Genomic DNA, 15,009 nt, shown 5'->3' on the forward strand with positions numbered 1-15,009 from the left:
CATGCAGCTGTTCGACGAACGAATCGTGGCACCGCGGGACCTCATGATCAGCGAGATCATGGTCAACAACAGCTGCTACTTCATCGAGCTTGAGCAGGCGTTGTTCGTGCGCAAGGGCGAGACACTGTGGCTGGACCACCTTCAGCCGGTCGTCGAGCGCCGGGACGGCACGGTGGCCCGTCCCAGGTCGACGTGGTCCACGGTCAAGTGGGCGTACAAGCTCCTGTGACCGCTGGCCGAGGTCGTCCCGGCCGGGGGCAGTACTTCGATCACGGGTGATGGGATACTCCCCCGATGACCGTTCCCGCGCGCCTCAGCATCGTGACGCTCGGCGTGACCGACCTCGGCCGCTCGACCGCGTTCTACCAAGCGCTCGGCTGGCCGCTGTCCGCCCGCTCGTCCGGCGAGATCAGCTTCTTCCGGACGGGCGGCGCGCTGCTGGCCCTCTATCCCACCGCGGAGCTGGCCGCCGACGCGCTCCTGCCGGCGCAGGACGTCACCGGCTTCCGGGGCAGCACCTGCGCCATCAACGTGGGCTCGGAATCCGAGGTGGACGAAGCGCTCGCCGTCGCCCTGGCGGCCGGAGCGGAGCTGCTCAAGCCCGCGCAGAAGGTCGAGTGGGGCGGCTACTCGGGCTACTTCGCAGACCCGGATGGGCACGCCTGGGAGGTCGCGTACAACCCGTTCTGGCCCCTCAACGACCAGGGTCTGCCCGAACTGCCGGAGCCTGCCCAGCCCGCGTGACCGCCCGTCCCGCCGGGCACGGGCTCAAGCCCGCCGACGCGCTCGCGCTGGAGCAGGGTGCGGTGATCCCGGCAGCTGAGCGGTGCGTGCGTGGCCGCCCCCGGCCCAGGCGCCGGGGCCGGCCACGCACGTGACGCAGGTCCGCCCTGTCAGACCGCGTCGCCCGCCAGCACCGTGCCGGGCCGCTCACCGGTTTCCGCGGACGGCGCCTGCTCGATGCGCGAGGAGCCCTCGTCCCCCTGCCAGTGGCGCAGCGCTTCCGACAGCGCGCCGAGCGCGTCGTGCAGGCGCCGCGCCCTGGCCCCCGGCTCGGCCAGCACCGCCTTCAGGGTGAGTCCGCTCTGCTGGGCGGACAGCACCGCCGCCGGGGGCGCCCCGTATCCGTCCTCGTACGCGTAGACGGCTTTGACCCGCTCACCGGCCACGACGGTCTCGCCGGCCCATACCACCATCTCCCGCCGCAGGACCGGCTTGAGCCACGGGAAGCCGGCCAGCCACCTGTTGTCGAACGCGATGGCCGCCTGCCGGTCGCCCTCCGTGGGCTGCGCGGCGGGCCGGCCCGCCGCGAGCACCGCCTCGGTGGCCCTGCCCAGCGCCGCGCTGATCGGGCTGGTGCCCTTGCGCAGCTGCACCGACCGCGGGGAGATCCGCAGCATCTGCCGGTGCCCGCGCAGGAAGAGGTGGTGACCCTGCCGGGTCAGACCGTGCTCGTCCAGCGCCAGCGACGACAGCACCAGGTCGTGGGCGTATCGGCCGTCGTTGACCAGCGCGTGGCCGGTGTGGTGGTCGCCGCCGCTCAGCTCGGCGTACCCGTTGGGGTGGTGGCTGTGCCAGAGCCCCAGGAACTCCACGTCCGGATGCTCCTGGATCAGCCGCTGGTACACCCGGAACTGGTACTCGTTGTCGGAGTAGTGGTGCACCGCCGACCGGTCCGCGAGCGGGCCGTCGTCGATGAAGCCGCCGACGACGATCCGCAGCTTCGCCAGCTCGCGCCGCCAACTGCGCGACGAGGCGTCGAAGTCGCCCTCGATCCACCCGACGAACTTGCCGCCGACCTCGTAGTCGGGGCTGGCCCCGATCTCGTCGCGGACACGCTCCAGCACGTCCTCGTAGAACTCCAGGATCAGCTCGCTCATGCCGCGCCCTCCGGCGTGGCGTCCTCCGGCGTGCCGCCGCAGTCGAGGTAGCAGCTGCGCTGGGGCTTCACGAGGACCCGGGTCGTCGCGTAGTGGTGCGCGAAGACGTCCTTCTCCGGCCGGATCCCCACGGTCAGCCAGTTGAACGACAGCCGCGGCACGTACGACGACCTGCCGCCCATGAGCACGCTCCAGGCCATGTGCGCGTGCAGTCCCGCCACGATCGCGATGTCGACGGGCAGGCCGGAGGTCACGAAGTCGGCGTTGCCGATGCCGTAGCGCTCCCGCCGCTCCTCGCTGGTGAGGTCGAGCGCGTTCTCCAGGTTCAGCTGGTTCGCGTCGGCGACCATCTGCATGCACGCGAAGCAGCCGGTGGCGCCCGGCGCGTACAGGTAGATCTGGCCGCCCACGCCCGTGCGCATCACCGAACCGGTCAGGCAGGGCCGCCGCAGCCGTACGCACTCGGCGTTGATCCAGCTGCGCACGGCGGGGTTGTCCACCGCGCAGATGACCAGGTGCGACCCGGCGGCCGCCGCCTCGAAGGCGTCCGACTGCTGCACGTCGGCGGCGTGCGCGTCGACCACGGCCGCCGGGTTGCGGTCCATGATCCAGTCGTGCAGCACGTCGACCTTGGGCCTGCCCAGGTCGGCGCGGCGGCCGGGGTGCTTCACCAGGTTGACCGGCTCCAGGACGTCCGGGTCGAACAGGTGCCAGCGGGCGATGCCGGCCATCGCCAGCGGCTGGAGCAGGGTCGCCCCGCCGCTGCCGAGACCGACCACGGTGACCGCCAGCTGGTTGACCGGCGAGTCCTCGAGCAGGTGCGCGATCCGTGCCGTGTCGAGCTTCTCCATCGTCGATCAGTGCCCCTGTTCGGTTCCGGGCCAGTAGCCGTTGTGCCGGTACACCTCGTACTTGTTCAGCCAGATCGCGGCCTTGGCCACCGCCACCGCCACCGAGTAGATGGGCCGCCACTGGTCGGGCCGCATGATGCACATGTTGCCCTCGACGTAGGCGTGCGGGCAGCTCTCGATCGCCCAGCCGTTCGGGAAGATCTTGGGCAGCCGGTGGGGGTAGTCCGACGGCAGCGCGACGTAGATCGCGTACTGCCGCCGCAGGTTCGTGGTGAGCTTGCCGTGCACCTGATAGGTGTTGCCGGACGCGGCCCACCGGAACTGCGGGAACGCGTTCGCGAGCCGGGCCTGCTCGACCGCCCACCGGTTCCTGCCCCGCAGGTCCTCGCCCAGGATCAGCAGCCTGCGCGGGATGACGAAGTCGACATTGGACATCTCACATGTCCGCTCGGTAGTCGCCCTGCACGTCTACCATCGCGAGACCGCGGGCGTTCGGATCGGAAGCGGGCTGGATCGTGCCGTCCTCGTTGATGATGATCGGCGTATCGTCCAGCTGCTCGTCGAGGAGCCGCTCGAGACGCTGCGTCTCGTTCATGTATTCCTCCTGAGGCTAGCTCCGGCCTCCCCTGCTGCCGGAGACGCGTTCGGCCTGAATGACTGCGCACACCCGGGCCACGGCGGCGGCCCCGCTCGGCCGGGCGCCGGGATCCTTCGCGAGCAGCTTGGCAATCAGCCGGTCCAGTGGGCCCGGCACCTCACGTCTGACGGACAGGACCCGGATCGGCGTCGCCGAACTGCTCCGGCGCCATGCGGGGAAGCGTGCCCAGCGCCATGTGCGGCGCGGTCATCGGGGAGAGCAGCCCGAGCCGGTCAGCCCAGCGCGGCGGACTTGCGCAGCAGCACCGAGCGTTCACGCAGGTTGCCGCACAGGCGTGCCGCCAGCTCCAGCTCGGCGCGCGCCTCGGCGGTGCGCCCGAGCCTGGCCAGCAGCTCCCCGCGCACGCTCGGCACCAGGTAAGACCCCGGCAGCCGGCCGGTCACCACCAGCTCGTCGACGATCTCCAGCGCCGGGCCGGGCCCCGCGGCCATCGCGACGGCCACGGCCCGGTTCAGCTCGACCACCGGCGACGGCGCCACCCGGCCCAGCGCCTCGTACAGCAGCACGATGCGCTCCCAGTCGGTGTCGGCGACCGACGGCGCCGACGCGTGGCACGCGGCGATCGCCGCCTGCAGCCCGTACGGCCCCAACCCGCGCCCGGCCGCCGAGGCGCGGCCCAGCGCGGCCAGCCCACGGCGGATCGCCGACCGGTCCCACAGCCGCCGGTCCTGGTCCTCCAGCAGCACCGGCTCCCCGTCGGGCCCGGTCCGGGCGGGGAACCGGGCGGCCGTCAGCTCGCACAGCGCCAGCAGCCCCGACACCTCCGGCTCGGCCGGCAGCAGCGCGGCCAGGGTCCGGGCCAGCCGGATCGCCTCATACGCCAGATCCCGGCGCAGCAGGCTGTCCCCGGCCGTCGCCGTCGAACCCTCCGTGAAGATCACATAGAGCACGCTCAGCACACTGCCGAGCCGCTCACGCCGCTGCTCGGCGGCGGGCAGCTCGAACGGCACGTGCGCCGCGGCGATCGTCTTCTTGGCCCGGGTGATCCGCGCCTGCACGGTGGGCACCGGCACCAGGAACGCCCGCGCGATCTCCTCGCTGGACAGTCCGCCGACCGCGCGCAGCGTCAGCGCCACCCGCGCCTCCGGCGCCAGCACCGGATGGCACGCGATGAAGATCAGCGAGAGGATGTCGTCGTCGATCCGGTCCGGGTCCCACAGCTCCCCCGACCGGTCGGCGGGCACCGTCACGCCCGCGCTGTGCTCACCCTCGCCGAGCCCGCGGGCCAGCATCGCGTACCGCTCGTCGCGGGCCGACCGCCGCCGGAACACGTCGATCGCCCGCCGCCGCGCGGTGGCCAGCAGCCAGCCCACCGCGTCCCGGGGCGCACCGTCGCGCGACCAGGACACCAGCGCCTCGGCCACCGCCTCCTGCGCGACGTCCTCGGCCAGCGCGAAGTCACCGGTGTAGCGGGCCAGCGCCGCCACGATCCGGGCGGACTCGATGCGCCAGACGGCCTCGACGGCCCGCCGCGCCGACTCGGCGATCAGCGGGCCGTCGGTGGCGGCGTCCATCAGAGCTGACCGGTCCGCTCGCGCCACGCCCGCTCCCGGATGATCCACTCGTTGTCCTGCGGGAACTCGTCGATGGTCGGCACCCGGCGGATCTCGCACTTCGAGCCGGCCGTCGCGGGCATCCGCTTGGCCCACTCCACGGCCTCCTCCTTGGTGGCCACGTCGATCAGGTAGAAGCCGCCGAACAGCTCCTTCGTCTCGCCGTACGGGCCGTCGGTCACCACCGGCGTCTCGCCGCTGTAGTCGACCACCACACCCTGGCCCGCGTCGTCCAGGCCCTCGGCGGCGACCAGCACACCGGCCCGGATCAGCTCCTCGTTGAAGCGGCCGACCGTCTCCAGCATCTCCTCGAACGGGGTCTCCATCATCTTCGCGAGCGACTCGTCCGTCGCGCGCATGATCAGCATGTACTTCGCCATCTCGGTTCTCCTTGCCGTTCGGGGCCGTCTTTCGACCCTCTCACCCCGAGGTCGAACAGGCCTCCCGCAGATCGACACGTCGCCCGGATTATTTTCGGGAGACTTTCCGCCCCGCCGTTTCCGCTGGTAGCGGCGCTGCAGTCAGCTCGGGGCCGCCGCGCCGACCAGCCGCGGGTGCATGTCCGGGAACGAGCCGTCACCGAACATGATCCGCGCCGCCGCGGCCCGCCCGGCGCCCGTTCGCAGGAACGCCACCGCGGCCTCCGCCGCCGCCACGGAACGGATGCCCGTGGACAGGCGGCGCAGCAGCAGCCGCCCCCGGAACCGGGCGCGCAGCGCGTTGCCGTCATACCGGCGCAGCACCTGCTCGTCGCCGGTGCGCAGGTAGTCGGCCGTGACCGCCGCGGCCAGCTCCGACATCCGCAGGCACGGGTCGAGCCCACCCGCCGTCAGCGGCGACACCGCACCGGCCGCGTCGCCGACCAGCAGCCCACCCGGGCAGGCCAGCCGCCGCAGCACCCCGCCCACCGGGATCGGGCCACCCCGGCGCTCGACCGGGCCGACCGGCGCGGCCCGTCCGGGTGCGGTCTCGGCGAACTGCTCCAGCAGGTGGCGTACGCCGCTGCGCATTGCCTCCGGGTGACCCGCGACCCCGACGTGTGCGTGCTCGCCGTCGTCGATGACCCAACCCAGGTAGCCGGGCGCGACCCTCGGGTCCAGCACGCAGTGAAACGCCGGCGACGTCGTGCCGGACGCGATGGGGTGAACCAGCTCGGCGCCCACCAGAAACCGCCGGTTGACGTCCAGCCCCAGGTCACGGGCCACCCGCGAGCGGGCCCCGTCCGCGCCGACGACGAACCGGGCCGCCACCGGCTCCGCACCCTCCAGCCGCACTACTCCCCCAGCCGTCCCGTCATAGCGCACGCCCAGCAGCACCTGCACCCCGGCCGCCTCCGCCGCGCGGTGTGCGTGCTCGTAGACGGCCGCCATGTCGGCCACCCGGTACTCGTCGCGGTCGCTGGCCAGATGCACCGGCGCTCGCCGCGACGGCGGGTAGAGCAGCACGTCGCGGACACCGGGCCCGAGCAGGTGGCCGGGCAGGTCGAAGTCGTCGAGGGTACGCCGCACGAAGATCCCCGTCGTACGGATGCCCGCCGCCAGGGACCTGCGCCGGTCCACCACCATCACCGTCAGCTCGCGTCCGGCGAGCAGCCGGGCCGTGTGCAGCCCGGCCAGACCCGCACCCACCACGAGCACATCCACTGTCCGCATGCCCAGCGACGGTAGGTGCGGCGACGGCCGTCAGCGGCGGTCAGCACGCTAACGGCCCGACATCTCCACAGCTCCGCCACAACCCGAAAAACGGATGTCACACCAGCTCAGGAGGCATGCGCTGCGGGCGCTCCCAGGTCACCGGCGATGCCGTCCCGGCCGGGCCGTCACCCGTTCGCGACGTCGTACGGCCCGCCAGCCGCGAGCAGGCGCTGCGCGCCGGGGTGGCCGTTCGCGGCGGCGGCCATGAACCACGGCTTCGCGGCCGCCAGGCCATCGGTCTCCTCGACCAGGCGGCCCAGGTCCCACTGGGCGCTGGTCAGCCCCGCCTCGGCCGCCTGCTGCAGCCACCGCCGCGCCCCGTCATGGTCGCGCCGCATCTTGAAGCCCAGGCCGAGGGCGTACGCAGCCTGCGGGTTGCCCGCCTCGGCCTGTGCCCGCAGCATCGCCTCGTGCCGGGCCGACCAGCGGTCGACGATCGCGGGCAGGGCGAAGCTCCACTTTCCGGTGGCCCAGATCGCGAGCAGGCCCGCGAACAGCCACAGCGCCCGGCCGACGGTGCCGGCCGTGCTGTCGACGCCGGTGAAGAACATGATCAGTCCGGCCACGATGAACAGCAGCAGGCTCACCAGCATCACGAGTGAGCTGGCATTGGCCCCGGGCGCCGAGTTGAAGGTCGCCGTCCTGCGCAGCACCCACCAGAACACCGGCCCGCCGAGGATCATCACCAGGGTCAACAGCATGACGGTGTCCATGGGGCTCCCTTTGACGTATGCCTGTTCAGACCGGACGACACCGGCCTGTGGAGAATCGCGGCAGGCCCTAGATTAGTGCTTGTCATCAATTTGCAACCAGCGAAGTGATCGTCCTTTTCGGCTGTGATGCCGCCGAGCCAACCGTGGCCACAGGCCCTGCCACCATGAGGACCGAGCAGCAGCGTTCGCCGTGTCGAACAGACCACGATATGCACTAACAGTTCTGACCAGCACGGACGCACCTCGGCCCGCTGAACGCGGTTGCCTGATCGGGATCTTGATGGCGAGGTATCCGGGTGACCAACGAGCAGTGGCCTCCGGAGTGGTGCCTGACCGCGACGCTGCCGCCCTACCCGTACCGCCCGGACGGCCCGTAGGGACACCTGCGCAGCCAGAAGATCTTCCCCGCCGGGGCGAAGCTCTATGTGATCGGGTTCGCGGGCATGGGCGAGACGATGATCGTCGTCGGGTACGCCCACGACCGGCACAGCCCGGTATGTTCGCACATCAAGACCAGGTATCTCGGCGGGCTCGGCTGGTCTACCGGCCCGCCGTCCTGCGGGCAATCCGGGTGGCGGAGATCGAGCATCCACGCGCCACCGACCGCTGGTGGGTCGACTTCCGTGGCGGGCCACCTACCAGACCGCAGACCCGGCATACGGCGAGCACCTGGCCCGGATAACGGCAAGATTGCAGCGAGCGCAGCACGGCCCGCCGGTGCCGCCGTCGGGCGAACGGTAGGCTGCGGCGGCGCCATGGTGATCGACGGCCTTCGCCGGTGCCGTGAACGTGCGGAATTGATCGCTGGCTTCAACCCGAGGCAAGCGCGGTGCAGAGGTGGGCTTCGGCCTTAGGGAGGGCAGCCCAGGACACGGAGCGGCACTGTCGTGCTAGGAGGACGTGATGGCGCGAATAACGCCGGGATGAAAAACCAAGTGTAGTAGTCCTCCCAGTAAAACACTCAATGTGAAGTAGATGACGAATCCACGCACACCCGTGTAGAACAAGTAGTTGAATAAGGCTATAAGGGTCGTGGCAGATATTATCAGCGTCAGGATTCCCAAGAGCCTTGTAGGACGCACTATCCACATAATGTGAGGCAGCGCGTAACCGGTAATTAGCCCGAGAGCGAACCCGCCGAGATGGAACGACGGAAAGCCGCCAACCTGAAATTGTGGCAGCTGTATGCGTCCTGCCACCGTAACGACATACAGTGCAAATACGACCAAGCCTGCCCAGAATCCTGCCCATCCCGACACTTTCGACTCGTGGTTCTTCGCACCACCTGGAAGCAGCAGAGCGATCACAAACAGCGCAAAGAGGATGCAAGGGATTATCCCCAGAATTACGATTCCGTAGACGACTTCCAACATCGCGCTCCAAGATTTGTGCCGCCCGGATTGCGTCATGTTTCCTACTGGCGCGCCCGAGACGTTCTGCCGGAATTGTATCCATCAGCGGTGTTGGTGCAGCGCAAAACAGGCACATGGGGCAGTGGCGGGCGGGTACCACGTTGTGCTATCGGGATTGATCAGTACAGCAGTTACAGCTCGCGGCCCGAACCCTCGCGCTCTGCCGTCAAACTTCATCGACAACCTGGTCCGACGGCGGGCCGTTGATGTCGTTTCCTGCGCTACTTCACACTCTGGACCGCCTGACCGAACCGGACGACGCGCACGACTACAGAGCAGCTGATCACCGGCAAGGTCTGGTCACGCGCGCAGCTCACCCGCGTCACGGGCGCGCTCGGGGTTCGTCGACGCCGACCTATTGTCATCGAGGCTCGACTGAGTGACAGTGGACCGCTGCGCGATTAAGGCTGCGCCCTGGTTGCACGCAGTGGACCAGCGCCGTGTTCAAGAATGTCGCCTGGAGAACTGCCGCTGGCGCTACGCGACCTTCACCGGGCTGCACGCCGCGGCAGACATCGCGCCGATCGGCTGTTTCCTGGCCGAAACCGTGTTCGACCGATGCAGCTATAAGTGCTGGGCATTTGACGGACGCCGACCCAGCGCGCTCGCAGTTGACCCACCCCCAGACGCATAGCGAGGGCGGCTGCCCCGTGACGGCAGCCGCCCTCTTCCCCCTTACCTCAGCAGGCGCCCTGGTCTGACCAGACCGCCCAGGACCCGGGCGCTCCCGGCTCGGCACCGGTCGACCACCAGGTCGCCTTCCACCGCCGCCCGTTGTGCGAGACGAGGTCGTCTGGCACATACGCGGTGGTGGAGCTCCATGCGGGCAGGCTGCCGCAGCCGCCACCACCGCCGGTCACGGTCAGAGTGAAGGTGGCGGTACGCGTCGCGGAGCTGCCCGCACCCGTCACCGTCAGCGTGTACGTCCCCGGCGCCGCGCTCGCCCCGACGGCGACCGACAGCGTCGCCCCGGCGCCCGAGGTCACCGACGACGGGCTGACCGACGCGGTCACCCCGGTCGGCGCGCCGGTCACCGACAGGTTCACCGTCTGCGCGCTGCCCGAGGTGGTCGTGGTGCCCACGCTCGCGCTGGTGGAGCCGCCGGCCGCGACGGTCGCGGAGGCCGGCGACAGCGACACGGCGAAGTCGTCGCCACCGGGCACGGTGGTGACCGTGACGGTGTACGTCGCCGTGTGCGTGGCGTTCGGCCCGGTGCCGGTGACGGTGACCGCCGCCGAGCCGGTCGCCGCCGAAGCGCTCGCGGTCAGCGTCAGCGTGCTGGACCCGCCGGAGGTGACCGACGACGGGCTGAAGCTGGCCGTCACCCCGGACGGCAGGCCGCTCGCGGTCAGGCTGACCGTCTGCGCGCTGCCGGAGGTGGTGGCGGTGCTGACGGTCGTGCTGACGCTGCTGCCGCGCTGCACCGTACCGCTGCCGGGGCTGACCGTCAGCGAGAAGTCGTTGCCCGGCGCAATGCTGCACTGGGCCTCACCGGACTGCGCGGGCACGCTGACCGCGTCCCAGGCCGCCTTCACCGTGCGGCACTCCGCCGACGACGCGCCGAACAGGTTCACGGCCGCGCGCAGCGTCGCCGTGCGCACGTTGACGTAGCGCCAGCTCGACGTCTTCAGGTTGAGCGCGGCCATGTAGATCTGGCCCGCCTTCTGGATGCCGATGCCGGTGACCGTCGAGCCGTTGCAGGTCGGGCTGGCCGGGTTGCCGCCGCCCCCGGCCGAGCCGATCGCGGTCAGGTAGAACCAGTGGTTGTTCGGGCCGGCCGCGGCGTGCACCTCGGTGTTCGGGATGGCCGAGCTGTAGCAGTTCGGGTCGCCGAGCGCCTGCGGGTTGTACATGTTGCGGATCGGGCCCTGCCCGACGAGGTTGACCTCCTCGCCGACGAGGTAGTCCGGCGGGTCGTTGGGGTTGTTGGCGTACGCCTCGGTGAGCGCGCCGAAGATGTCGCCCGTGGACTCGTTGATGCCGCCGTTCTCGTTGCCGGATCCGGCGCCACCGGGGGTGGTCTGGAAGATCGCGTGGCCGTACTCGTGCGCGACGACGTCGATCGGGGTGGCCTGGCCGGTGCCCGCCTGGTTGCGGCCGAAGTTGGTGTAGCTGCCGTTCCAGTACGCGTTGACCTCGGCGAGGCCGACCCGGGCGGGGAAGCCGCCGCCGCTGCCGTTGATGCCGTTGCGGCCGAGCCAGGAGCTGAGCATGTCCCACTCGCGCTGCACGGCATAGAGCGCGTCGACGCAGGCGGTCTCCAGGTTCGTGCCGGAGCCGTTGCCCCAGTTGTCGTCGGTGCCGGTGTACGCGGCGCCGTTCTGGCCGCCGCAGCGGATGCCGGGCCGGGTGTTGTCGGTCATCGACCAGGAGCTGCCGGAGCCGCTGGTGGTGATGCTGACCTGGCCGTTGTAGTAGCCGTTGCCGGTGCCCATGCGCACGTCGTCGCGCACGTCGAGCACGGCGGCCGTGTGCGCGTCGACGACGACGTGCAGGCGGCTGGGCGCACCGGCCTTGACGCCTTCGAGCACGACGGCGTACGCGAGCCGGTCGCCGCGCTCGCCCGCGTGCACGGCGAGCTGCGCCGGGGTGAGCTGCCGGACCTTGTCGAGCTGCTTGCGCGCGACGGTCTCGGCGCGCGCCGCGGTGATCTTCGGGGTGGTCGTGGTGAGGGTGACGCCGCGGCCGAGCGCGGAGGCGGTGTCGCGCACGGCGCCCTTGGCGTCGGTGACCACGACGGCGTCGCCGCCGAGCACGGGCAGGCCGCGGTAGGTGCGCTCGTAGGACACGTACTGGAAGCCACCCGAGCCGGACACGACGTCGCGGCGCAGGAAGGATTCGTCGGGGCCCTTGGCGAGGGCGTCGTAGCCGCTGTTCGCGGCGCGGTCGGCGGCGGCCGCCGCGAGCACGGCCGGGTCGGCGGCCGGGGCGGGTGCGGCGGCGGGACTGTCGATGGCGCCGGACACGCCCGGGATCACCAGGGCGAGGCCCACGGCCGCGGCGGTGGCCGCGAGCGTGATCCGTATGCCGATGGACTTCACGAGGACGGACTCCTTAGGAAGGGGTGTGCGGGGGGTGGTGGCCTGGGCGTTTCTCCAGGACGCCCAGGCCACCTGATGGGGAGGAACGCTTGCTAGCAGGAGCCCTTGTCGGCCCAGACGGCCCAGGACCCGGCCGCGCCGGGCTCGGCGCCGGTGGACCACCAGGTGGCCTCGTAGCGGCGGCCGTTGTAGGAGACGGTCGCGCCGGGCGCGTACGCCGTGGTGGCGCTCCAACCGGGCAGCCCGCCGCAGCCCGGCGGCGGGCCGGTCGGGCCCGCGGTCGGGGTGGGGCCGGTGCTCGGCGGGGTGCCGCCGCTGACGGTCAGGGTCAGGCCGTAGGTCTGCAGGATCTCGTTGACCGGCTGGAAGTAGGTGGTGCCGCCGGAGCTGCAGTTGCCCGAGCCGCCCGAGGTGACACCCTGCGCCTGGTCACCGGCGATGAGCGAGCCGCCGGAGTCGCCGGGCTCGGCGCAGACGTTGGTCCGGATCAGACCGGACACGGTGCCCTGGGAGTAGGTCACCGAGCTGTTGAGAGCGTTGATGGTGCCGCAGTGCCAGCCCGTGGTCGAGCCCGAGCGGCACACCGACGCGCCGACCCCGGCCGCCTGCGAACCGGCCACGGGCACCGTGCCCGAGTAGCGGTTGACCAGCGCGCGGGGCGTGTTCCCGGCGGCGGTGCGGACCCAGGCGTAGTCGTTGCCCGGGAAGCTGGACCCGGCGAAGCTGCCGCTGGGCTGGGTGGTGCTCGCGCCGGTGCTGCCGCAGTGCCCGGCGGTGACGAAGCCGCCGGTGACCGCGAAGCCGACCGAGCAGCGGGTGCCGCTGCCGATGTAGTACGCGTTGCCGCCGATGATGTCGATCAGCGGGCGCGGCTGCTCGGTGCTGACCTCGTAGCGCACGCTCGCGGCGTCGAGGCCGGCGGCGGCGGCCCAGGTGCGGGCCGCGTCGAGGGCGCCGTCGTGGTACATGACGACGACCTTGTTGGTGCGCACGTCCGGGTACCAGCCGGGCACCTGCTTGGGCGCGGCGGCGGCGCGGCGGTCGAGGCGGGCGGCCGCCGCGGCGAGCCCGGCCTCGCTGCGCTCGACGACGACCGGGACAGCACCGGCGGCCCGGACCCGGGCGCTGTCGGCGCGGCGGGTCACCGCGACGGTGAGCTGGGAGGCGTCGGTGTTGAGGTACGCGCCGCCGAAGCCGTCGCCGAGGACCCGGCGCAGGCCGTCCTCGGTGCGGGCGAACGCGGCCTCGCGGCCGAGCCGGGACAGCGCCTGCTCCGGGCTGACGCCCAGGGTGCGGGCGAGCTCGGCGACCATGCCGCGGTCGGCGTGCACGGGTGCGGCAGCGGGGGCGGTGCTGCCGGCCATCGCGGTCGGCGCGACGAGCAGGGCCGCGGCAAGCCCTGTCGCGGCAAGCACGGTAGTGATCAAAGTGGATCTGTTGGCCATGCCTGGAATCTAGGAAGACCACTGTTAACTTTGTACTATCGAATAGCTCATATTGTTTACGGTAAGTAAACCGGTGGACAGCCCTGACCTGCGCATCGATGATCGCGAGCATGCGACATGAGGACGTATGGGACGCCGAGGCCGCGCAGCGCTACGACACCCCGGGCACCGGCATGTTCGCGCCCGAGGTGCTGGAGCCCACCGTGGACCGCCTGGCCGCGCTGGCCGGTGACGGTGCCGCGCTGGAGTTCGCCGTCGGCACCGGGCGGGTGGCCCTCCCGCTGGCCGCGCGTGGCGTGCCCGTCTCCGGCATCGAGCTGTGCCAGCCGATGATCGAGCAGCTCCGCACCAAAGCGGACGAGACGGCGCTGCCCGTGGTGCACGGCGACATGGCCACCGCCGTCGCACCGGGCCGGTTCACCCTGGTCTACCTCGTCTACAACGGGATCTCGAACCTGCTCACCCAGGCCGAGCAGGTCGCCTGCTTCCGCAACGCCGCCCGCCACCTGGTCCCCGGCGGCCGATTCGTGATCGAGCTGTGGGTGCCCGACCTGCGCCGCCTGCCCCCGGGCCAGCCCGGCATGATCTTCGGCAGCGAGCCCGGGTACATCGGGCTGGACACGTACGACGTGCTGCGACAGCAGGTCGTGTCGCACCACTTCCGGTTCAGCGAGGGCCGCCAGGCCCGCGTGTTCCGCAGCCCGCACCGCTACGTCTGGCCGGCCGAGCTGGACCTGATGGCGCAGCTCGCCGGGTTCGAGCTGGAGTCACGGCACGCCGACTGGGCCGGGACGCCGTTCACCGCCGACTCGCGCGACCATGTCTCGGTGTACCGCCTCTCGCAGGCTGTCACAGGCGGCTGACATCATTCTGGGATGGGCAAGCTGATCTATTCCATGATCACGTCGCTTGACGGTTTCGTCAGCGACCGCGACGGCAACTTCGGCTGGGGCGCGCCGGAGCCCGAGACGCACGCCTTCATCAACGAACGCGCCCGCGCCTTCGGCACCTACCTGGTCGGACGCAAGATGTACGAGGTCATGTCGTACTGGGAGACCGCCGACGCCGAGCCGGACCAGCCGCCGCACATCCTGGAGTACGCGAAGATCTGGCAGGCCGTCGACAAGATCGTGTACTCGACCACGCTCGCCGAGCCGTCCACCCGGCGCACCCGGATCGAGCGGACCTTCGACCCGGACGCGGTGCGCGCGCTCAAGGCCGAGTCCGACCGCGATCTCACCATCGACGGCCCGACCCTCGCCGCGCAGGCGATCCGCGCCGGGCTGGTCGACGAGTACCAGCTGTTCGTCGGCCCGGCGATCGTCGGCGGCGGCAACCCCTTCTTCCCCGCCGACGTCCGTGCCGAGCTGGACCTGCTGGAGGAGCGCAGGTTCGCCAACGACGTGCTGTTCCTGAGGTACGCCGCCAAGCACGGAGGTTGACCACCTCATCCGGTGCCGGCGGCTGCCCGCGCCGGATGAGCTAGAGGTTGTCGATCCAACCCGGTCCCGAGGGGCAATGAACGCATGCATCGAGCCGGCAGGCGTCGATGAGGCCACGGTGGCGCTCGTCGGTCCCCGGGCAGTCCGGTTCGGCACACGTACCGGTGTCGTCCTCGTGCACCAGCACGGTCCCCTCGCACCGCACCGGGATCGGCGTTCCATCGGCCATTCGTCCCATTGAACGGCTCCTTCCCGCCGGATGCGCTGATCATCCCAGACGCGAGTGGTGCCCACCGCGACGAAGCCCTCGACTGCGCGAC

The 15,009-nt window shown here is 71.1% G+C and carries 15 protein-coding genes; 4 read left to right on the plus strand and 11 right to left on the minus strand.

The window, feature by feature from the left end; genetic code table 11:
* The first annotated feature begins 1 nt into the window (after window position 1).
* The gene (locus Cba03nite_RS27605; RefSeq protein WP_203752138.1) at window positions 2-229 is read left to right on the plus strand and encodes a hypothetical protein; all 228 of its coding nucleotides are present in this window, start codon (window positions 2-4) and stop codon (window positions 227-229) included.
* Window positions 230-294: 65 nt separating this feature from the next.
* Window positions 295-744, plus strand: coding sequence for a VOC family protein (locus Cba03nite_RS27610; RefSeq protein ID WP_203752141.1), 450 nt, complete (start codon window positions 295-297; stop codon window positions 742-744).
* A gap of 149 nt (window positions 745-893) precedes the next feature.
* Here Cba03nite_RS27610 and Cba03nite_RS27615 read toward each other — a convergent pair whose 3' ends face one another.
* The 11 genes from Cba03nite_RS27615 to Cba03nite_RS27665 all read right to left on the minus strand — a co-directional run bounded on the left by Cba03nite_RS27615 (window position 894) and on the right by Cba03nite_RS27665 (window position 13,217).
* A complete protein-coding gene (locus Cba03nite_RS27615) occupies window positions 894-1,880 on the minus strand; it encodes a hypothetical protein (RefSeq protein WP_203752144.1) in 987 nt (328 codons plus the stop codon).
* Entirely contained in the window at window positions 1,877-2,731 is an 855-nt protein-coding gene (locus tag Cba03nite_RS27620) for a HesA/MoeB/ThiF family protein (RefSeq protein WP_203752146.1), read from the minus strand. The genes Cba03nite_RS27615 and Cba03nite_RS27620 overlap by 4 nt, the downstream gene beginning before the upstream one ends.
* A 6-nt stretch (window positions 2,732-2,737) precedes the next feature.
* Complete coding sequence (locus Cba03nite_RS27625) at window positions 2,738-3,166, minus strand: type II CBASS E2 protein (protein ID WP_203752148.1); 429 nt, start codon at window positions 3,164-3,166, stop codon at window positions 2,738-2,740.
* 1 nt (window position 3,167) lies between these two features.
* Window positions 3,168-3,326 (minus strand): hypothetical protein, encoded by a 159-nt coding sequence (locus Cba03nite_RS27630; protein WP_203752150.1) that lies wholly within the window; start codon window positions 3,324-3,326, stop codon window positions 3,168-3,170.
* Window positions 3,327-3,601: 275 nt separating this feature from the next.
* Entirely contained in the window at window positions 3,602-4,903 is a 1,302-nt protein-coding gene (locus tag Cba03nite_RS27635) for an RNA polymerase sigma factor (RefSeq protein ID WP_203752298.1), read from the minus strand.
* Window positions 4,903-5,322, minus strand: coding sequence for a YciI family protein (locus Cba03nite_RS27640; RefSeq protein ID WP_203752152.1), 420 nt, complete (start codon window positions 5,320-5,322; stop codon window positions 4,903-4,905). Before Cba03nite_RS27640 ends, Cba03nite_RS27635 begins: the two co-directional genes overlap by 1 nt.
* Window positions 5,323-5,463: 141 nt before the next feature.
* Entirely contained in the window at window positions 5,464-6,594 is a 1,131-nt protein-coding gene (locus Cba03nite_RS27645) for an NAD(P)/FAD-dependent oxidoreductase (RefSeq protein WP_203752153.1), read from the minus strand.
* A gap of 167 nt (window positions 6,595-6,761) precedes the next feature.
* Window positions 6,762-7,349: a tetratricopeptide repeat protein gene (locus Cba03nite_RS27650; RefSeq protein WP_203752155.1), complete on the minus strand. Its 588-nt coding sequence runs from the start codon at window positions 7,347-7,349 to the stop codon at window positions 6,762-6,764.
* An 890-nt stretch (window positions 7,350-8,239) separates the two neighbouring features.
* The gene (locus Cba03nite_RS27655) at window positions 8,240-8,722 is read right to left on the minus strand and encodes a hypothetical protein (protein WP_203752157.1); all 483 of its coding nucleotides are present in this window, start codon (window positions 8,720-8,722) and stop codon (window positions 8,240-8,242) included.
* A gap of 719 nt (window positions 8,723-9,441) precedes the next feature.
* A complete protein-coding gene (locus Cba03nite_RS27660) occupies window positions 9,442-11,802 on the minus strand; it encodes a M4 family metallopeptidase (protein ID WP_203752159.1) in 2,361 nt (786 codons plus the stop codon).
* Window positions 11,803-11,894: 92 nt separating this feature from the next.
* Window positions 11,895-13,217: an alpha-lytic protease prodomain-containing protein gene (locus tag Cba03nite_RS27665; protein ID WP_239126053.1), complete on the minus strand. Its 1,323-nt coding sequence runs from the start codon at window positions 13,215-13,217 to the stop codon at window positions 11,895-11,897.
* A gap of 140 nt (window positions 13,218-13,357) precedes the next feature.
* On the opposite strand from Cba03nite_RS27665, the gene Cba03nite_RS27670 reads away from it, so the two are divergent.
* On the plus strand, window positions 13,358-14,110 hold the full coding sequence (locus tag Cba03nite_RS27670) for a class I SAM-dependent methyltransferase (protein WP_203752162.1): 753 nt from the start codon (window positions 13,358-13,360) through the stop codon (window positions 14,108-14,110).
* Between the two features lie 12 nt (window positions 14,111-14,122).
* Window positions 14,123-14,689 (plus strand): dihydrofolate reductase family protein, encoded by a 567-nt coding sequence (locus Cba03nite_RS27675; RefSeq protein ID WP_203752165.1) that lies wholly within the window; start codon window positions 14,123-14,125, stop codon window positions 14,687-14,689.
* Window positions 14,690-15,009 lie beyond the last annotated feature (320 nt).

Source organism: Catellatospora bangladeshensis, from assembly GCF_016862575.1.
GTDB classification, from domain to species: Bacteria; Actinomycetota; Actinomycetes; order Mycobacteriales; family Micromonosporaceae; genus Catellatospora; species Catellatospora bangladeshensis.